The sequence below is a fragment of the Flammeovirga sp. SJP92 genome, assembly GCF_001583495.1.
In the GTDB taxonomy this organism is placed as follows: Bacteria; Bacteroidota; Bacteroidia; order Cytophagales; family Flammeovirgaceae; genus Flammeovirga.
In genome coordinates, this window is the sequence record NZ_LQAQ01000034.1 from 1 (window position 1) to 22,106 (window position 22,106).

Here is a 22,106-nt window from a genome sequence, read left to right on the forward strand (position 1 = left end):
AGAATTATGGTTCGTAAAATGGTTTTTATGGTGGTTATTAAGCCACATCAAGAACCATAATTCTTCATTCTTCCCTCTTAATTCTTCATTCAATTCTACAGTGGTTGTTCTTGGTCTAAAACAATTTTAACGACTGAAACAAACTTATTGGTAGGTTGAACAGGTAACTGAAGTGCCCCTTCTACCCACTCTATATTTGAACCTGAAGATGCTAACAGTGTAGCACTTTTCACTTTTACTTTTTCGTTTAATGGAAGTTTGCCATCTTCTGGCCAATCAAAAACGTGAGCATAAACTACATTTCCTTTTGATGTATAAACACCCCATTCTGGTTTTTCAAATGGACTAGCTTTCGCTCCGTAAATGGCTTCTTCATTTTCCTTCATCCACTCTCCCATTGTGTTCAAACGAACTACGCTTTCTTCAGGAACATTACCTAGGCCATCAGGGCCAATATTCAACAAGAAGTTACCGCCTTTTGATACAATGTCTACTAAACTTTGGATCAATAACGTATCGCTTTTCCAGTTCAGATCAGAAGGTTTATAGCCCCAAGAACCGTTCATTGTGAAACATGCTTCCCAATCTTCATCAATTCCTGTTGCCGGAACTTCTTTCTCTGGCGTACCAAAATCACCTACAAAATTTCCTTCCACATTGAAGCCCGCCATACCGTTACGTCCTTTGTCCACTCTATTGTTGACAATTGTGTTGGGTTGTAAATCTAGAATGTAATCATACATTTCTTTACCCATTTCTGTAGTGTAATCAGCAATCCATTCTCCATCAAACCATATCACGCCAATATCTCCATAGTTGCTTAAAAGTTCTCCTACTTGTGGTTTTAAATAGTTTTTAAAATACTTCGGAAATTCAGGATTTGATTTTGTCTGATCTTTTTGCCCGATGTTGTAATCAGGGTAAAATATGGATTGTGCTTGAGGGTGATGCCAGTCTGTGATAGAGTGATACAGACAGAAAACGATGCCTTGCTTTTTACATTCCTCAGCCATTTCTCTGATAATATCTCGTTTGAATGGTGAAGTATCCATGATATCATAATCGGTTACTTTTGAATCCCATAAACAGAAACCGTCATGGTGTTTTGAGGTCAGTACAATATATTTCATGCCTGCGTTTTTAGCTAATGAAACCCATTTTTCAGCATTGAAATCCACAGGGTTAAAACTACGTGGGTACTTTTCATATTCCTCAATTGTCATATCTAATTTATCCATCACCCATTCGGCACCGCCCCAGCAGATCGAATCTTGGTATTCTCCGCCAAGCATAGAGTAAGCACCCCAGTGGATAAACATGCCAAAACGAGCATCTCTCCACCATTCCATACGTTCATCATCGGTTAGTTTCACTTCTTCTGTTTTTTTGACAGAATTACATGCAAAGCCTAAAAGCATTGTAGCTAAGCAGATCAGTTGTGTGTATTTTCTCATTGTCTGTTTCTTATAGTTCTATATTGTATCCAGCAGGGTATTCCTGTTGATGTTCTCCTTTGATGGTAATAATCACCTCATCATTTGACGAGTAATAGTATTGTCCTTTTTCGAAACGCAGTTCAGCCGACACATCATTTCCGTTTTTTGAGGCAATGGTATAATCGTTGAGTGTTAAGCGCTTTCCTTTTCCTAAGTAGAGGTAATCGAGCTGATTGTCTTTGAATGATGTCACTCCAAAAACACCATTAAACTCCACTCCGTTTTGTAGTTTATGTGATTCGTTATCAGTAGAAGAAATAATATTTTGAATTAAACCTTTCTTGGATTCTACTTGTAATGCTGTGATTTCACTTTTGTTTTTCTCTAAAGAAGAGACATTTACCAAAGAAGATTCTCCTTCAAAATAAGATTCAAAAACGGCTACAAATGGATCTTTCAGTGCATTGCTGTTTTGTCTCACAATCAAAGTTGGCGTTCCTTCAGGACTGCTATTGACGGCCTGAGGTGTGATATCATTTCTCAACGTGACTGCAGGTGCTTCGACTTGGAAGAGTGATCGGTTATTTTGACCTACCATCCACATATCTGTCACTAGGCTTGGCGATACCGCATTGATGGTCCATCGAGCTTTAAAATCCTGTTCCCAGTTTGCTTTCTTTGGATTCTTGAAATAAGTATAACCTTTGTGATAAGTTGGTCCTAAACTGTTAACCGCTGTTGTTGAAATACTTTTATCATCTGCAGTGTACAATTGAAAATCATTTCCGAGGTTGTGATAGAGGTAATCATTTTCATCCAAATCAGAACGGAAGATATCTACATAGTAACCTGCATTTTCTGAAGTTCTGATCATGGCAACTAAACGTCTTTTTTCAGAAGCTGATATATCTGTAAAAGAACAGTTTTTTGAAGTCACCTTAGTATTGTAAAAACCGTTATCTCCAATTTCAGGATCAATTCCATTCACAACAATTTCCCCTTTTGAATAACCTGGAAGTACGGTATTCGATCCCGTTGCACCACTGAAGTATTTGAAATCTTCCGTCCAGTAAGATTCATAAGCGGAAGATTTTGGTGAAATCGCCCATCCTTTTGCATATAACTGCATTGCTAATCCATTGGCAGAAAGGTGGGCTCCTTTATCTCCACCGTACAGTGTAAACATCATTGCATTGTCAGCATCATTGCCATTTTTTTGAATAACATGACGGTGACGTTCAGAATATACTGATTCTTTGAATGGAAGTTTTCCTTCCACATTTGAAAGAGGTTGATATAAAGAGATGCCTTTCCAATCAAAATTATCACGCTGGTGCTGTCCTAAATCCACACCTTTCTGTATGATCGCCGCCATTTGTGATGCTCCCTCCTGATTTCCTTCTTTCACATAATACGCCATTACATCTTCAAAAATGTCATACCCAAACGGGCCTCCTCTCATATCTCCAAAAACAACCAAATTACCTCTTGCATCTAACCAATTCAGATTGGCTAAAACAGCTTTCAAAATCATGGGGTTGTTGCCCATTGTGTTGATGTTGTTATTGTAAAGCTTTAAGCCCATATCAAACACCGTTGGGATCATACCAGATGCGTAACCCGGCGACTCTGGCCAAAGTCCCGTTTTTTCATCCCAAACCTTCATAATATCCGGCAATGCGGCGTGATAATCTGTTGTGATTTCTGTGTAGTACGGAATGTAATAGTCCTTTCCTTTTCCATCTTTATAGAAATCGTTCGGCTCCAATACCAACATACTGTTCAAGATATTTTTAAAGCCATTGACATTCCAATTTCCTCTTTTGCCACCTCTGATTAAACCTAAATCGATATAACGCTTGAATACAACGCCCGACACTTCCACTACACTTTTGTTGATTTCTTTTAAATGCTCATGCGGATGATCTTGAAGGTAGTAATACAGAAAATCGTAAATGACTGCCGCACTGACTTGTGTGTTATCATGAATTTGCTCTACGTCATAATAACCTAAAATTCCACCTGGTTCATATCCCCCAGGTCCTTTTGTTGCTTTGTTAGGATCTAAAGGTGGTTCCATATAGTAAGTCCCTAAAATCCACGTCCAATAGATATCCGCTGCAAACTTTGCGTACTTATCGTCTTTTGTCAACCAATAAAGAAAAGCCGCTTCCTCCCCTAATTTTAAAATATCGAGGTTGTTGTATCGAATCATATGACCTGATTTTTTGTAAGGCACTTTTACATATGATTTATCACTGCTTGAACGGTCTATACCCAGCATGTCGCCCGATTCGCTATAAGGAATTCGATCTTCCAAAGGGACGTTGATATAATTATTCCATCTACGCATACCAGGAAAACGAACCGTGGGTACGGGTGCATTGCCAGTGCCATAATCCCAGTCTTGATTTTTATTGATGTAGCACTGTGTAAAACGTTCTCCCTCTTTCCAGTACATAGAAAGGCGTGATGTGATCCATTCCGGATCATTCATATGACGAAGTACATAGGGCGTAATTCTATTGCTAATTTTTTGATAAGATTGCTTTGCCCAATCCTGTTCCTCTATCTTCTTCAGAACTTCTGCTCTATCATTTTCCTTCACATAAATTGTAGGATGATTGACAGGCGATTCTTTACAGGAGACAAAGATGTTCAGTAAGATCAATAGGGGGAATATGATGTAATTAGATTTTCTCATAGATGTAGAAGTGTTTCTGAAAACTGTAGATTATTATACTATACTTTTGATGAATTTTGGTGGTGAACCAGCACCTGAAACAGGTGCTGGTTTTACTTTTTTTACTATTTATTGCACAAATACTTTTGAGACATGATTTCCAACTACCACTAAGTAGATACCTCTTGCCATTGTTGTAACGTAAGCACCTGATGCTGCAGTATGGTTTTTAATTTGTCTGCCTTCTAGATCATAGATTGCGATTTGCTCTCCTCCTTTCAAGTTATTTACCTGAATCGTTCCTACAGAAGCGATCACTTTGAAGTATTCTTGTGCTACATCAATAGAACTTACAATAGAAACTTTAAAGTTGATCACATACTCTTCTGTATTACCCGCCTCAGCAGTAACCGTTACAGTATGCGATAATTCTCCTTCCGAAAGAATAATTTCACCTAAACCGCTTACATCAGCATCAATATCACTTGCCGTTGCTCCAATCACCATCGTAGAAACTTCAGTTAAAACCACCTCATATGATTTCACTGTTTTATCAAAACCTGCAATTGTTTCACCGTTGATTTGTAAATCGGATAATGTAGCATCATCTGATTTCAAGACTGTGAAGTTGATTGTATATTCCATAGTATTACCAGCTTCAGCGGTCACTACAACACTGTGAGACACCTCGTACGCGTCTAAAGCGATTGTGCCTACACCATTTACCATTGCGTCAGCATCTGTGGCTGTAGCGGCAATCTCCACGCTTGATGTCTTCGCGGCTAAAGTCACATCATAAGTTTGAGTAGCTGCATCAAACCCTGTTACTGTCACTCCATCAATTTGTAAATCGGATAATGTGGCAGCTTCTGATTTTAAAACTGTGAAGTTGATCGTATATTCCATTGTATTACCAGCTTCAGCAGTCACTACAACGCTGTGAGATACCGCATACGCGTCTAAAGTGATTGTTCCTACACCATCTATCATTGCATCAGCATCCGTAGCTGTAGCGGCAATCTCCACACTTGAAGTCTTCGCTGGCAAGGTCACATCATAAGTTTGAGTAGCAGCATCAAAACCTGTCACTGTTGCTCCATCGATTTGTAAATCTGATAAAGTCGCAACTTCTGATTTCAATACTGTGAAATTGATCGTATATTCCATTGTATTACCAGCTTCAGCAGTCACTACAACGCTGTGAGACACCGCATACGCGTCTAAAGCGATTGTTCCTACACCATCTATCATTGCGTCAGCATCCGTGGCTGTAGCGGCAATATCTACGCTTGACGTCTTTGCTGGCAAGGTCACATCATAAGTTTGAGTAGCCGCATCAAAATCTGTCACTGTTGCACCATCGATTTGTAGATCAGATAACGTGGCAACTTCTGATTTTAAAACAATGAAATTGATAACATAATCTTTCTTATTTCCTGCTTCAGCTTCTACAGTAATTACATGTTCTGTTTCATATTCTGTCAGAGTAACTTCTCCAACTCCTTCAAGAATTTCACTTGCATTATCCGCTAATGTTGCACCCACTACCACTGAAGTTGTTTTAGCAGGAAGTGTTACATCGTAGTTCAATACCATTGGATCAAAATTCTCAACAGTTACGTTGTTGACTTGTAAATCTGATAAGTTGGTATTCACAGATAGAGCAATTTTTGTGAAGTTGATTGTGTATGTCTTCTCTTCACCGTTTTCTGCTGTTACTACGATTTCATGCTGCTTTTGATCCGAATCAATAGCAATTGCTCCTAAACCACTTGTAATGGTAGCTTTAGCGTTATTGGTCTCAGCTGAGATGTTTACTGATGTAGTTTCATTTGACAACAAAACATCATAAGTAAATGTGACAGGATCGAAATTGTAAACTGATACATCATCAATTTTGATATCACTTAAAGTAGCATCTGCTGATTTTTCGGCTTTTAAGAATTTAAACCCATAAATATTGGCAGCATTAGTAGTTGATGCAAGACAATATACTCTAACTATTGCAGGTGTATTGGCTTTCAATGCAATAGGTGCATTGATAAATCTGTCGTCTGCAGGTGTCCAATCTCCATCTACGCCTACAAATGGAACGTTGTATGATTTTGAAGGGTCTAATTCCCAATCTGTTCCCATTTCATAAGTTGAAACATTCAGGTAACTATCCGGTGTGTCAAATCCATTTGTACATTGAATATTAAAACTGAATTCCGCATCAACTGGAGAGTAAACATAGTACTCTATAAACGTCTTATTTTTTGTCTCATTCACTCTACCAGGAATCACATTCAAGCCTTCATAATGATAAACATCTTCTTGAATATCCAAGGCTTTATCAATTGCAACTTGGATTGGAGTAACGAAGTTGATTGTATATTCTTTTCTAGTTCCTGATTCTGCTGTAACCACAATAGTAGTACTCGTATTTCCTTCATTGATCATGAAATCATCACTTAATCCTTCTACACCTTGAGCAGCCGCATCATTAGCAGTACCTCCAATCTTTACAGAACTTGTATTCATTGGCAATACGACTTTATAAGAAATCTTTTCAGGATCAAAACCTTCAATCTCCACATCATTAACTGTTAATGTAGATAATGTAGCATCTGTTGATCCAACGTTTTCTTCAAATGAAATTCCATAAATATTGGCAGCATTTCCTGTTGTCGTCACACAATAAAGTCTTAAAAGTACTGGTGTATTGGCTGTTAACATCACTGGAATGTTCACGTTTCTATCGTCTGCTTGAGTCCAATCTCCTACAACCCCCACAAATGGAACATTATATGATTTCGCAGGATCTAATGTCCATTCTCCACCTAGTTCATAAGTCGAAACATTCAGGTAACTATCTGGCGTGTCGTAACCGTTGGTACAATTCACCTTCATGGTAAGATTTAAGTCAGTTGCAGAGTACACGTAATATTCAATGTAAGTACCGTTTTTCGTTGCATTCAATCTACCTGGAATGACATTCATACCTTTGTAGTAATAGGCATCTTCTTGTATGTCCAATGCTTTGTTGTTGACGATTTCAATTGGAGTAACAAAATCAACTGTATATGTTTTCTTAGCTCCTGATTCTGCTGTTACAACAATGCTTGCTGTAGTTTTTCCTTCAGAGATTGTCAAATTATCATTTAATCCCTCAATACCTTGTGCCGCTGCGTCATTAGCTACAGCTCCTAATTTTACAGAAGTAGTGTTGAAAGGAAGTGCCACTGTGTACTGAACTACATCAGGATTAAAACCTTCAATTTCAACATCATTAACCGTCAAAGTACTTAAAGTTGCATCTGTAGATACGCCTTCTGCTGGTGCTTCTGTAAAACTCAATTCAAAAATATCGGCCGCATTGTTCTGTTCCGTGATACCGTATATTCTTAAAACACTTAGTTCGTTGGCATTAAAACTTAAAATGCCCTCAATGAATCTATCATCAAATCTACCCCAGCTTGTAAAAGGAATATTGTAAGATAATTCTTCATTTAGTGTCCAATCACCCCCTAATGGGTAAGTAGAAATATTTAGAAAGCTGTTTGGTGTATCATAACCATTAGAACAGATAAGTTTTAATTGTATGTCTTGATCCGTTGCTGAATAAACATAATATTCGATATAGTCTCCATTTTGAATATTATTGAGTTTTGAATCATTACCCGCTATTCCATTGTTATGGTAGGCGTCAGAAAAACCATTTATGGTTGCTCCTACAGTTACTTCAATTGGTTTGAAGAAGTTAAGAACATACTCTTGTTGTGTATCACTTTCAGAAGTCACAGTGATCGTCACTGGTGTAACATTTTCAGTAATTGTCACCTCTCCAGTTCCTGAAACAGACTTTGCGTTTGCATCATTTGCTTCAGCAGCAATCTGTATTGTTGATGCACCTATTGGCAATGGAACGTCATAAGAAGTTACCGCTGGATCAAAACCATCAAGGGCTGTTCCATCAATTGTCAAACTTTTTAATGTTGCATCTACTGAACCTGTTGACTCTTCAAATGAGATACCATGAATATTACATACCCAATCGTTAGCAACTGTATTAACATATGTAACTCTAACCGTGTATACTTCATCAGCCTCTAGTGTCAATGGAAAATAATAAGGGTTCTGGTGCGCCCAGTTATTTGTATTGAGGATGGATTGTGTTTCGCCTAAACCTTCTGCAGGCCATGTTTCTGAAGTTGTTTTATAAGCACCAACATTTAGCTGTGCATTATCTTTTATTGTGCCTGCTAAAACTACCACTAAAAAATCACCTCCAACAGTAGATTTTACTTGGTATTCTACATAAGCCCCTGGTTTTGAAGCTTCAATTTGAGTATCTGATATTTGTAAGTCTTGTCCGCTATCTGAAGCTTTTGTTGCAATAAGATGCTCAAGCAACAAAAATTCTGTTGTCGCATCTCCGTCAATAGTAGGTACCGCTCTTACTTTTTCAGCAACCACTTGTCCTACGGATTGGGAACAAATGACTGATGAAAGCATCATAATACCAAGTATCAATTTTGTAAATAGATATTTCATAAGTAATATGTTAGTAAAAAAATTATATGTAACACTCATTAAAAAATGAGTTCAAAAAGTTTCATTTCAATTCTGGCTATTAATCATTGCCGATAGTATTTATTACAATTGCGGAAGGTATTCCACCTCTACATAGTAAGCACCTAATTCTGAGTTGTCTTCTAGAATAAATTTAGTGTCGAGTTGTGCTGTTCCTTTCTCTAATCTTACCTGAAAATCAACAGACTGCTCCAAGGTATTTACTTCTTTCTCTTCTTCTATGTGTTGTATTTTTATGCTTGCCTTTTTGATGGCTAAAGACTTCCCTTTTTTGCTTGCGGTAACACTTGTACCTGCTAATGCTGGTCGACGTGCCACAGATGCTCCTAATGCTAAATTGGTTTCTTTAGGCCAACGGCGAAGTTTGATGTTATAAACTCCAGATTGTACCACTTTCACCGACCAATAACCATTGTCTCTATAACCTGTTCGGATATGGTCTTGCTTCCATGGGCTTACTTTTTCAGTGTGCCAATCATGGCAATGTAATGTGGTAGGGTTTTCTTCTTTGGCGCCTAAATGGATATAAGGTTCATCCGCAAATGTAGGGGCTAATTCCTCCCACCATTCAGCATACGCTTCTTTTAGAGTTTTTATCTTTGAAGGGTGCTGTGCTGCAATGTTGTTTCTTTGCTCAGGGTCTGATTTCAAATCATATAACTCTTCTCCATTGACTAGTCTCCAATTATCCTGCATTAAGGTCGTATTTAGCCAAGGCTGAGGCACCTCTGTTCTTTGCCCGTCTACAATGACAATTCTATCTTTATTCCATTTTTTTGAATTCTTCTTTTTCAATAATGGCACTAAGCTTTTCCCGTCAAATTGAAGCGATTTCGATTGTTTTAAATCACATAATTCAATTAGTGTTGGGAATAAATCGTAATGTGCTGTAAGTGCGTCAATGTCTCTCCCTTTATTGATATTTCCTTTGTTCCAATGAATAAATAAAGGCACTCTATGACCTCCTTCGTAGATACTGGCTTTGATACCACGCATTCCGTCATTAAAACCTTTTACCACAAATCCATTAAAACGGTGGCCTTCTACTTTTGCTCCTGCTGCAGTACCATTATCTGTCGTGAAAATGATGATGGTATTGTCCAAAATATCTTTCTCTTTTAGAAATGTCATCAGACTGCCGATATTCTCATCCACGTTAGTGATCATTCCATAGAAGTTCGGATTCGGTATCTCTTTATTGTCCTTATATGGAGCTGAATATTTATCGGCTACAAAATAAGGAGAGTGTGCGGCATTGGTTGGGATATAACAGAAGAACGGTTCATTTCCCTTTTGATCAATAAACTTTTTCGCGTTCTCAAACCATACATCTGTGCAGTATCCTTCAAACTGTTTTGGTTCTCCATTGTGATGGTAGACATCATCGAAATAATCATTATCAAAGAAATCCATCGTTTGCCCGATGCCACCTCCGTGATGTACTAACACCTCTTCAAAACCTTTGTCCTGAGGTCTGAATGGGTAATTATCACCTAAATGCCATTTCCCAAAAATTCCTGTTCTGTAACCGTTTTCTTTGAAAGTCTGTGCCATTAAAGTTTCACGTTCTAAGATCAAAGACCTTCCGTTAACAGTGTGCCATACGCCGGCTCTATCACAATGTCTTCCTGAAAGCAAAGAAGCACGTGTAGGGGCGCAAGTAGGACTCACATGAAAGTCTGTGAATCGTGAACTTTCAGCATATAACTGATCTATATGTGGTGTTTTTATGTAAGGATTTCCCAATGCTCCAATGTCTCCATATCCTTGATCATCGACCAAAATTATGATCACATTGGGCTTATCTTGAGCAAAACAATCCGCTACCCGTACAAAAAACAATATGATAAAAATCCATTTCATAAACATTGATTTAATAGTTGATTTAATTTTTTAAAGTACCAACACCCAAAGGATGCTGGCTCTTTTCACTTTTTAATTTCAACTCAAAATTAATTGAGTCATTTTGTCTATTATTTTAGTCCACATCGTGAAATTTTGAGGTATAAAAAAATCGAAACTTTATTAGAGCATGTTTGGAAAATATATTTTAGAAGTGAAAATTTTCCATTTTAGGTTGTGAGGAAATTAATTTCAGAAAAAATAGTGGTTCTATAGTTGATGAAATTAATAAACTCACGTTCTGAAAGGGGGAATTTTCACTAAAATAGATATTTCAAGTATGCTCTTAGTCAATCTGTTGTATAAGCACCAAACTCCATGGGCTTAATTCTCTTGAAATAGAGATTTCACCCTTCTTATTCGCTCTTATAATTTCAGTATCTAAAGCTTCCGCTATTTTCTTCATGGTCTTAATCTGTTCACGAGTGGGTGGTTCTGGTTTCCCAATTTTCTCCCAAAAATCGAAGATGTTTCCGTGGTCTTGATCAAGGGTTTCCATTTTAAACATAGCCCCTGGTTTCAAGCCTTTCAGCGTAAAATCAAGCTGTTTTGATTCACCCATTTTTTCAAGCTTCTTGAAGGTATTGATGCTTGAAGGTACTGCTTCTAAGTGATCATCAGGATAATTATAAGCCAACCCTATAACCTTCCCGTTACCTGATTTTTTGGTCACAAATAAATGGTTATTCTCAAAGAGTTTTTCATCTCCTAATTGATGCAACATCTTGTAGGCATGAAAACTTGGCTTTACTAAACCTTGGTAATTGATCATACCAAACCCTCCATGAAAAATACTTGACGCACCACCTTTCTCTTCAAAAATATCCGTGAACGTCCAAAATGCTAAGGAGTTTGTAAGTCCGATACATTCTAAATTAGTCTTTACAATGTAAGCGGCAGGAGGTAACCAGTCATGCATTCGGTCTCTGCTGCTTGGGCTCGTATTCCACTCCGTCAAATGAATTTCAGCATCTGGAAAAGCACTTTTTTTAATGGCCTCATTCAACCATTCAATATCATTCTTTGTAGATGCGGCAAACCTAGTCAAACCTCTTCCTTTTCCTGTTTCAGGATTGAAAGCAAAATCAGTTGGGTAAGGGTGTGTAGTGACAAAGTCTACTGGAAGTTTCTCCTTTTCACAGTATTTCAAAAAGTCTTCAATCCATACACCATGCCATTCTAACTCATTGATATCCTCTACTTTAAAGATCTCTTCTGATACATGATTGTTGATGATTTCACCATCAAATCTAGCATCTGGAACGAAGTTACTTGTAGAAGGTCCTCCTACTTTAAGTCGCTGATCAACAGACTTTACTGCAATGGCTGATTGTTTATACAATTCAAAAAACTGTGATTTTGTACCATGCCAGAAGAAAGGGTATAAATTGGGTTCATTCCATACTTCAAAATACCAATTCATTACTTCGTCAATTCCATAACGATCTACTACATGCTGTGTAAAAGCTTGGATCAGATCGTGCCATTGCTTTGCGTATTCTGGTCCTGGAGTTACTTTCGCTTTCCACCAGAAAACCGTTTTTGAGTCTTCAGCGGCAAACTGTTCTGGGAAAAAAGCCAGCTCTACAAAAGGACGAACATTCATGTCCAATAGTCGGTCAAACACATCGTCTATGTATTGCCAATTGTAAACTAATTTTCCTCCTTCAGTAAGTACAGGAAACATATCCTCATGAAATAATCCATGAAAACGCACATATTCAAATCCACATTCATTATGGACTTTTTCCATCTGTTCTAGCCAGCCTGCTCTCAGTGCTTCGTTCGCTCTTCCCGCTCCGACACACTTACTCCAAAAGTGTTCAAATTTCTCCCCTTCAGCCTTCGCATCTACAACGACTTTTTGAGCGTGTAAGCTTTGGAAGAAGACTAGACAGAACAATAATAAGATTCCTTTTTTCATGCTATTAGATGAACTAAATCTTCAAAATTAATTAACGTTCATGTTGAATATCACAGAGTTGATAGACTTCGCTTTTGCCTCAAATGAAGCGGCAACTCCACTAACATCCACACTCACTTTCTTTGCCGACTCCTCTGGATTGTACATCATCAAAAGGATTCTTCCATCGGTTAATTCAAAAGCAACGTGATTATCACCTTCTGAAGATTTTAAGTAATGTGCTCCTGGCTGAACGTAATGTGACAAGTGTTTGAATAAATAGAATTCATCATTATAAATCACTTCTTGCTTCTCACGGTCCACTACAATCATAGAGTTTTGAGGCCATCCCCAAGCACTTTTTCCAGTCTCATCCAAGATCATATTCCAATACATGTAAGAGCCTGTTTTGTTTTTGAAATAATGAACAATCATCTTCCAAGAAGCTTCTAATGAAGTCCAATCATTTTCTTGCTCACCACACATATTCTCCGTTTGCATAAACTTCATCCCAGCATATTCATCTTTTATTTTTGGTAATGCTTTTGACCCATTCCATTGGAGACCAACACCTTTGATGTATTTCGCATATTTTTCTTTATTCAAAATTGTTCTGACATAATTAGGATCGCTGTTATTGATTGTTCCTAACCAGATTTCAGTATCTAAACCGTCATTTTCAAATTGTGGTCCAAGGTATTCACCAATAAAGTAAGACATATCTTCTGGTCTCCATGTACACGCAGGCCAGTTGGGTGCCCATTTGATCTCATTTTGAGGCATGATTGCCCAAAGTGGTACTCCTTCTTCTTTGTAAGCTTGTACAAATTTTGAAAAGTATAAAGCATAGGCTTTCAAATATCTTTCTTGCATTTTAAATGCCGTCGCATTACTCATGATCTCCGCTCCTTCAGGCATTCTGTTACCATTCGGTCTTCCTTCCACATCACCTCTACGCAATGAATAATGATTGTTGACTTTCATCCAAGCCGGAGGGCTCCATGGTGAGGCCCATAATTTAAGATCCTTACGCACTTTTAATGCCTCTTTGATATAAGGAATAAGGATGTATTGGTCTCTGACAATGTTGAAATCACGCATCACAAAATCCTCCGGCACTTCGGCATGTGAGTAATAACTTAATGCATAATCACTTGAACCGATCGGCAGACGGCACATCGAAAAGTTACAGCCTTCTTCTGAAAACAATGCATCAAATGCTTCTTGTCTTTTTTCAGCAGGAAGTGAACTCACAGCAGTCCAACCTAATTCATTAAAAGAGCCTCCAATTCCATCAATCACCTGCACTCTTTGATCTGCATAAATTGAAATATCACTTTGACCTGACGCTTCCGCCACAACAATTTCCTTTTTCTTCAAAGATACCCACGGGTTTTCTGAAGTTGTACTGACTACCTCTACTTTTTGTGCTTGCGATAGTTGAGTGCCAAATACTAAAAAGAGTATATTAATAAGTAAGACGTTTTTCTTCATAATTCATTCCTTGTAAGTTTATTAAAATGTAGTTTAATTTTAGCTATCTTATCTCTTTCAGAAGAACCTTAAATTCTTGTTCTTCTTGATTTCTCATAACTATTATACTTATACTTGATTTGCTATTATTTTCCTTTAACACATTAAAAAATTCTTTTAGATCAGCCACTCTCGTTCCTTCTACCTCTAAAATGACATCTCTCTTTTTCATTCCAGATTTTCCAACCAAACTGTGAGCACCTATATTCAACACCACTACTCCATTGTCATTTTCCAATCCATAAGCAGATTGCTCTTCTTTAGATTCGATATTTTTTAATTTTGCTCTCAGCCATTCCACTGTTGGGCTTTCTGTTGAGGACACTCTCTTTTCTGTCAGAACTGGTGCTTTTGGTGTTTTCGCCATTGCTTTTAATGCTGGGCTTTTAACTCCAAAAGCGGTCATTGAAAAATTCACGAAACCAATTTCTAATGCTTTTGAATTTTCTTTGACTGAAAAATCTAATGCCTCAGGATTCTTGAAAGCAGGATTTCCATAAACACTGTGTTTTTCAATCCCATACACTTGTGCTTTCATCAATGATTCTTCAAACGGAAATAAATTGTAATCCATTTCTCGTCCCCACTCTTCTACTCCAACATCTTTATAACTATCCTGAACAATGTTTCTTTTGAACACATCTTCAGATGCTTTAAACCAAACATGAGGATGCAAAGAATTATTGACCATAATGTTGTTTTCCACTCTTCTACCAAACCCTTCTCTCAATTTAATTCCTCCATTAAGACATAAATTATTGTAAATGTGATAGTTTGTTGACCCATCGTCTAAATCAATGTCCCATCCATGATCACATCTAAAACGATTATTTCTGATCACCGTCGTATTGCAGGCATCCCAGTAAGGCATAGTGACATCGTTTTCAACTAACTTATTCATTTCTTTTCTGTTAGGATGCCAAAAGCGATCTCTACCCCAAGAGTTGAATGAACCATGATCACCAGTTTCCAACACTGTATCAAACACATCATTGCACTCCAAAACGTGTCCACCCCAAGTACCATCACCGATATTAATTCCAGCTCTTGGCACTTCATAAATACTATTATGACTCACAGTGATATTCATAGCCATTGCAATTTGTACGCCCGCAGTCTGCTTTTCAATTCTTCCGATGCGGTATATTAAATTGTCATCAGCAACGCAATTTGTAGGATAATCATTGGATTGAGGTCCCCAAACTTTATCCATATCACTCAATTTTACATACTCTCTATAAGTATACGATGGAGAGCGTACAGCTGAGGATTTTCCTACAAAACTTATGGCACTTGCACCGCAATTATAGATATGATTTCCGCTGATTAAATGGTTTTGATTGCGTCCACTGACAAAAATTACATTCCCTCCAAGGTTGGTCAACTCACAATTTTGAATAGCGCAATTATTCGCATTACTTAAATAAATTGCTCCTCCTCTATAAATTGACCAGTCACTTCTTAGTAGTTGTTCGTATTCTTCAAATAATGTTCTCTTTGTGTGCTCCAACTTGATTCCTTGAATTGAAACATCTTCAACAATTTGATTTTCAGTACCTTCAATTCGAATTAATTCTTTTAAAACCACCCCTTCAGCAACTACTTTAGAAAGGTCAATTTCTTTACTTGGATAAAAATAAAGTTTTTTATCTTCCTTATCTAGGTACCATTCGTGTGGACTATCTAACTCTTCCAACACATTTTCTACCATTCTCAATTCCTCATGAGGTTTTGATGGTCTGTTATTTTGTTTACCTCCTGATAGAATTGCTTGTCCATTTTGATCCACTCCTTCTATCAAATAATGGAATCCTCCCCACTTACCACCGTGCATTGCATGAAAAATTGCTCCTTTAGGGTTTTTCCAAGTGGAAATGCGTTCAGCAGAAATAGCATCTTTCGCATGTCCTTGCCAATATCCACCCTCTTCATTATAGTTGGGGTACCTTGCTAAAATTTGAGGTTGACCATTAATAATCAATTGATCAAAATCGATATCTTCCTCTATTTTAGCCACATACACTCCCTTTTTATGTTTTTTCCATTTTAATTTCAAAGGAGCTGACCCTTTTAAAGTCACTTTATCCCCTTGCTTTGCTTTGATGGTCAACCCACTTAACTGGGCGTCGATTTTAATACTCTCTCTTAAGTAATATTCTCCCTCTTCAATACTGATGACAATAGATGTTGCTACATTTTTTTGCTTCAAAACATACGCTTGCTTTACTGCCTCATGAACATCAGAGAACACTAACTCAGCCTCATTATGAGAGGTTAAATTATTCGTAACCGTTAGGATTACTTCCTTAGCAATTGAAGGAATAGTTTGAGCAAAAACTATTAATAATAGTAAAATAAACTTATTCATCATTTCATAATTATTGAGAGAAAACCAAGTGAACAATCGATTGCTTGCAGTAAGAGAAAATAAACAAAATTTCAGGGATTGTTCTTCATTGTGTCGTAAACTTATTAAGCTAAATTTTATAATCCAAGAGATTTTTCAAAAAATACAATCGATTGCATTGATTGTAGGCTATATTTTTAATTTTTTGAAGGTAGACATTATATTTAAACCCGACAAAAACCACCTTAATATACTTATAAATAGACATTAATACTCCTATATTACTTGTGCAATCGACTGCATTATTCCTAGATAAACAATCAATTGTGTGGAGTCCTTGACGATTAAAAAATCTTGCTCTATTTATATATATATTCATCAATAACATCATTAGATCAAAGTAATTTTAGACTTATATAAATAACAACTTTAAAAAATATCTCTTTTCAAATTTTAGTGTTTCTCTTTTGAAAAGCTACATTACAATTATAACAAGAAGAAAAGCGATTACAAAAATATCTGAAGAATATTAATTTCATAAAACACTGATTATCAATGGTAGATTACATATGTATACCCATATTGATACATCAGTATCCCCTTAAATTCTCTAAATTTCAATTCTATTATTCGCTGAATAACGAAATTGCATACACTGTTTTATGTTTTTTGATTTTATAAATTATTTTTTAAAACGTATTCTCTTATTCAGATACAATACATAAAATATTACCTCTGCTCAGACCGATTTTAGCAGGCTACGCATTGATACATAAGCAACGTAAAAAATTAGTATGGTGAAATTCAATTTTCTTTTCAAAGTATTGTACATTGGGTTTGTCACTTTTATGATTCAATTTGATGTATTTGCACAAAGTAAAAGTGACTACTACAACTCCCCTCTCCCTCTGGAAATGGGTGATAAATACATTAGTTTAATATCAACCTTTAATAGTAATAAGCAAGAAGAAAAAGTACCCAATACTTTTATCTCTTACTCCTTTTCTAATGCGTCAGATTCTACACCTGTGTCAAAAACGATTTATGAATTTGATGCTTATAATAGGACGACTCAAGCTTTTAATTTTAATTGGGAAACGGAAGCAAAAGATTGGTCAAGGTACAGGAAAAATAGTTATGAATATGATGAGTATGGAAACTTGGCTTTATCTGTGACTTATCAATGGGATGCAATTGCTCAAAAATGGAAGGGTACTTATAAAAGTGAAAAGAAATATGACACTTCTGGAAATGTACTTTCCTCTTATTTTTATAAATGGGAGAATGTGCTCAACAATTGGGTGGGCGTTTCAAAAGTAGAGAGCAGTTTTAGTGCACAAAATCAATTCACTCAAAAAATAGCTTACACTTGGAATACTGACTCGAATCAATGGGAAGAATCTACCAAAGAAACTTTTCACTATAATCAGCAAAATGATTTAGAGCTGTATACCTTATATAATTGGTTGGATGAATGGGTAGCTATAAGAAAGGAAGAACATAACTTCGACTATACCAATAACACATCGATTCAAACGGTGTCTATTATAGATGCTTCTTTTCAAAATTGGGTAAATGATACAAAATATGAATTCAAGTATGATGAAAGTTCAAATGTGATTGAAAAAATTTACTACCAATGGATTTCCTATGAATGGCTGTCGATTGAGAAAGAAGAAGCAAGTTATAATGTCCATAATCAGCTGATGGTAAAAACTGAATTTAAATACCAATATGTGATGGGATGGATAGCATCATTAAGAACTCAATACACCTACGATCAGGATCAGTATAATGTAGAGCAACTTGTTGAAACTTGGAATACTGAACAACAAGAATGGGACAATAATCAGCTCTACCTTATAGCTTTTAATGAAAATGGTCGTCAAATTAATAAAGAAAAATACGTTTGGGAGAAGGGTGAATGGGTTGGTGCATCAAAACTTTCACAGTCTTACAATTCAATTGGATATCTAGAATATCAGGGTGTATACCAATGGAGTAATTCCACAGCTGTATGGTCACCCAATCATAAATCATATTTATTCTATTCTGAAGATGATATTTTATTGAGCAATGACAATCCGATCCTTCAAGTGACTGTATTTCCTAATCCAGTGAAAGACTTTCTTAAAATACACGCTTCACAACAATACGGCACTTTACAATTTGAGATGTTTGACTTAAAGGGCAATAAAATCATTCAAACTAATGACAAAAATGAAATCAATGTACAAGAAATACCGTCGGGCTATTACCACTACATTATAACGTTGGACAATTCTAAAATCTTTAAAGGGAAACTTATCAAATAATAGTTCGCCCTCATTTCAAGAAAATTAAAACTAAAAATTATGAATACAAAAAAAATATCACTGTTGATCATGACAGCGATAATGGCATTCACTTCCTGTGAAAAAGCCACTGAAACGGCAAAACGACCAAATATTCTCTTCATTATGTCTGATGATCACGCTTACCAAGCCATCAGTGCGTATGGAGGAAAATTGAATCACACCCCTCATATTGACCGGTTGGCTGATGAAGGAATGATATTTACAAATGCTTGTGTGACCAACTCTATCTGTGCTCCTTCAAGGGCGACAATTTTAACGGGTAAGCATTCTCATATCAATGGTAAAATTGATAACTTGATGCCTTTTGATACTACACAAATCACTTTCCCTCAGATCTTCCAACAAAATGGCTATCAGACCGCTATGTTTGGAAAACTTCATTTTGGGAATAATCCAAAAGGGGTTGATGAGTTTATGATTCTGCCTGACCAAGGGTATTATTTAAACCCCGATTTTCACACTCCAAGGGGTGATACAACCATTGTTGGTTATGTAACAGACATCATTACGGACCTCACTTTAAACTGGCTGAAAAACAAACGTGATGAAAGTAAACCTTTTATGATGATGTATTTGCACAAGGCACCCCACAGACCATGGTGGCCTAGTCCTGAGAAGTTTGAGGAATACACGAAAAAGCAGTTCCCTGAGCCTAAATCTTTATTTGATACTTATCAGAACAGAGGTACAGCGGCGAAAACAGCAGAAATGAATTTGTTGACGCATATGATGTACAGTCATGATAGTAAAATTCGTCCAGAGCTGTTGGAAAAAATGGGCAGTAAGGTGACGCCCGTTGTGGAAGAATTTCAAAATGGTTTTTATGGTCCTTTTAATAGAGCGACTGAGGAACAAAAGAAGCTGTATAATGTAGTACTTGATTCCATCAATGAAGTTTTTGAGAAAGAGTGGCCGACAATGAATGATGAAGATAAAATGAGATGGAAATACCAAAGGTATATGCAAGATTATCTGGCTTGTATCTCTTCTGTTGATGACAACGTGGGTAGAGTGTTAGATTACTTAGATAAAAGTGGTTTGGCTGAAAATACAATTGTGGTTTATACTTCTGATCAGGGATTTTACCTTGGAGAACACGGCTGGTTTGATAAACGATTTATGTATGATGAATCTTTCAAAACACCTCTTATAGTACGTTGGCCAGACAAAGTAAAAGCTGGAACTACTGAAAATGAGATGGTTCAAAATTTAGATTTTGCACAAACTTTCTTGGAAGCGGCAGAGATCAAGGCTCCTCAAGACATGCAAGGTGAAAGTTTAATGCCACTTTTAATGGCTGAAAAAGAAAAATGGAATAGAGAGGCAGTGTATTATCACTACTATGAATACCCAAGTGTACATATGGTGAAGAGGCATTACGGCATCGCCACTAAAGAGTATAAACTTGCTCATTTCTATTATGATGTGGATGAATGGGAACTATACGACAGACTCAACGATCCTTGTGAAATGAACAATATTTATCATGATGAGAAATATGCAGATGTAGTGAACGAATTGAAGGAACAATTAGATCAACTGAAACTGAAATACAAAGATTCTCCTGAACTCGCTGAGCAATTTATCCAACAGCATCAAAATATTAAAGTGGATAAGGGTAATGAGTTTTGGTAAAAACTGAAACTAGGAGTAGGACAGAAAAAGTTGGGCAATTTTTGGGAAGAGGGAAGAATTGTGAGTTAAGAGTTAAGAGTTAAGAAAAATGGTTCTTGAATCATAATACAGGCCACATTCCCTCATCCCTCTTCCCTTTTCAAAAACACCTAAATATAGTTCTCCTAATACTTACACAAACAAATTATACATCAAATGAATTATTACAAAATTGCATCAACCTGTGTGATGTGCCTACTTTACTCTTTCAATCTTTTGGCACAACAAACGGACAGCAAACCGAATATCGTATTTATTTTTGCGGATGATCAAACCTTTGAGAGTATTGGTTCTTTCAACAATAATGAAATTAAAACACCAAATCTGGACCGCTTAAGAAACCAAGGCACTACGTTTTGGCATACCTATAATATGGGTTCTTGGAGCCCTGCCGTATGTGTTTCTAGCCGAACGATGCTGAATACGGGTAAATCTTTATGGACAGCGGCATCTTATCAAAAAAAGCTTCCTCAACCGGAAGAAAAATACATGCATAAAGACATGAAAGCTTTTGATATTGAGCATGCTGAAGCTGAAGGGTATTGGAGTTCTTATATGAAAGAAGCCGGTTATACTACCTATCTCACTGGAAAGTGGCATGTTGAGGTAGATGCTGACAGCGTTTTTGATGTTACTAGATTTGTGAAAGGCGGAATGCCAAAGCAGTCAAGACAAAGGTATGCTCGAAAATTTTTGGAAGGTCATGAAGATGAATGGAAACCTTACGATGAGAAGTTTGGTGGCTATTGGAAAGGGGGAAAACACTGGAGTGAAGTGGTAGGTGAAAATGCCGTAAACTTCATTGATTTGGCCTCTCAAAAAGAAGATCCTTTTTTCATCTATTTAGGGTTTAATGCACCTCATGATCCTCGACAATCTCCTAAGAAGTTTGTAGATATGTACCCGACTGAAAATATCAAACTACCGGCCTCTTATATCCCAGAATATCCTTATAATGAAGGTATAGCTTCTGGAAGAGAATTAAGGGATGAGCGGCTGGCACCATTTCCTAGAACGGAGTATGCTGTAAAAGTCAACCGACAAGAATATTATGCCATCATCACTCATATGGATGAGCAAATTGGGAAGGTGCTTGACGCTATTGAGGCGAGTGGGAAGAAAGAGAACACTTATATCATTTTCACTGCTGATCATGGTTTGGCTATGGGCGATCATGGGTTTGTAGGCAAGCAAAATTTGTATGATGCTAGTGTTCGTGTTCCTCTGTTTATAGCTGGTCCAGGAATTAAAAAAGGGAAAACTATCAATGAGAAAGTTTACTTGCAAGATGTTATGGCCACTGCTTTGGATATAGCGGGAAGTGATGCTGACGTAGATTTTCAATCTTTAATGCCTATCCTATCGGGAAAGAAAAAGGGACACGAAGCAATTTACAGTGCGTATTTGAATGCTCAACGTATGATAAGAACGGATCGTTATAAATTAATGATCTATCCCATTATCAATAAAGTGAGATTGTATGATATGAAGAAAGACCCTAATGAAATGAATGATTTGGCCCATCAGAAAAAATACAGAAAAATTGCGGATAAGTTATTTATGAAATTCAAGGAACTTCAGAAAGAGCTTCATGATCCTTTGGATGTAACGGAAAATTATAATGCTTTTTTCTCTAATATAAGCGAGATGAAATAAAGGCAAAAAAGAGAGCTTTTTAAACGAGCTCTCTTTTTTT

Annotated in this window: 10 protein-coding genes; 3 read left to right on the forward strand and 7 right to left on the reverse strand. The window is 36.8% G+C overall.

The genetic code is table 11. The features are described from left to right. Window positions 1-95: 95 nt before the first annotated feature. The 7 genes from AVL50_RS08165 to AVL50_RS08195 all read right to left on the reverse strand — a co-directional run bounded on the left by AVL50_RS08165 (window position 96) and on the right by AVL50_RS08195 (window position 16,403). Entirely contained in the window at window positions 96-1,454 is a 1,359-nt protein-coding gene (locus AVL50_RS08165; RefSeq protein ID WP_062616000.1) for an alpha-L-fucosidase, read from the reverse strand. Between the two features lie 10 nt (window positions 1,455-1,464). Further along, on the reverse strand, window positions 1,465-4,140 hold the full coding sequence (locus tag AVL50_RS08170; protein ID WP_062616001.1) for a hypothetical protein: 2,676 nt from the start codon (window positions 4,138-4,140) through the stop codon (window positions 1,465-1,467). A gap of 108 nt (window positions 4,141-4,248) precedes the next feature. Then, on the reverse strand, window positions 4,249-8,655 hold the full coding sequence (locus AVL50_RS08175; RefSeq protein ID WP_172826794.1) for a cadherin-like beta sandwich domain-containing protein: 4,407 nt from the start codon (window positions 8,653-8,655) through the stop codon (window positions 4,249-4,251). Window positions 8,656-8,757: 102 nt separating this feature from the next. Continuing rightward, the gene (locus AVL50_RS08180) at window positions 8,758-10,557 is read right to left on the reverse strand and encodes a sulfatase-like hydrolase/transferase (protein ID WP_063850616.1); all 1,800 of its coding nucleotides are present in this window, start codon (window positions 10,555-10,557) and stop codon (window positions 8,758-8,760) included. A 325-nt stretch (window positions 10,558-10,882) separates the two neighbouring features. Next, complete coding sequence (locus AVL50_RS08185; protein ID WP_062616004.1) at window positions 10,883-12,520, reverse strand: glycoside hydrolase; 1,638 nt, start codon at window positions 12,518-12,520, stop codon at window positions 10,883-10,885. Between the two features lie 27 nt (window positions 12,521-12,547). Continuing rightward, complete coding sequence (locus tag AVL50_RS08190; RefSeq protein WP_062616005.1) at window positions 12,548-13,993, reverse strand: glycosyl hydrolase family 30; 1,446 nt, start codon at window positions 13,991-13,993, stop codon at window positions 12,548-12,550. Window positions 13,994-14,036: 43 nt separating this feature from the next. Then, window positions 14,037-16,403, reverse strand: a complete 2,367-nt coding sequence (locus AVL50_RS08195) for a PDZ domain-containing protein (protein WP_062616006.1) — start codon at window positions 16,401-16,403, stop codon at window positions 14,037-14,039. A gap of 770 nt (window positions 16,404-17,173) precedes the next feature. On the opposite strand from AVL50_RS08195, the gene AVL50_RS08200 reads away from it, so the two are divergent. From AVL50_RS08200 to AVL50_RS08210, 3 genes are all read left to right on the forward strand, one after another. Further along, window positions 17,174-18,694 (forward strand): T9SS type A sorting domain-containing protein, encoded by a 1,521-nt coding sequence (locus AVL50_RS08200; protein WP_062616007.1) that lies wholly within the window; start codon window positions 17,174-17,176, stop codon window positions 18,692-18,694. Window positions 18,695-18,733: 39 nt separating this feature from the next. Then, window positions 18,734-20,371 (forward strand): sulfatase, encoded by a 1,638-nt coding sequence (locus tag AVL50_RS08205; protein ID WP_062616008.1) that lies wholly within the window; start codon window positions 18,734-18,736, stop codon window positions 20,369-20,371. 195 nt (window positions 20,372-20,566) lie between these two features. Next, complete coding sequence (locus tag AVL50_RS08210) at window positions 20,567-22,066, forward strand: sulfatase-like hydrolase/transferase (RefSeq protein WP_063850612.1); 1,500 nt, start codon at window positions 20,567-20,569, stop codon at window positions 22,064-22,066. The last annotated feature ends 40 nt before the right edge of the window (window positions 22,067-22,106 follow it).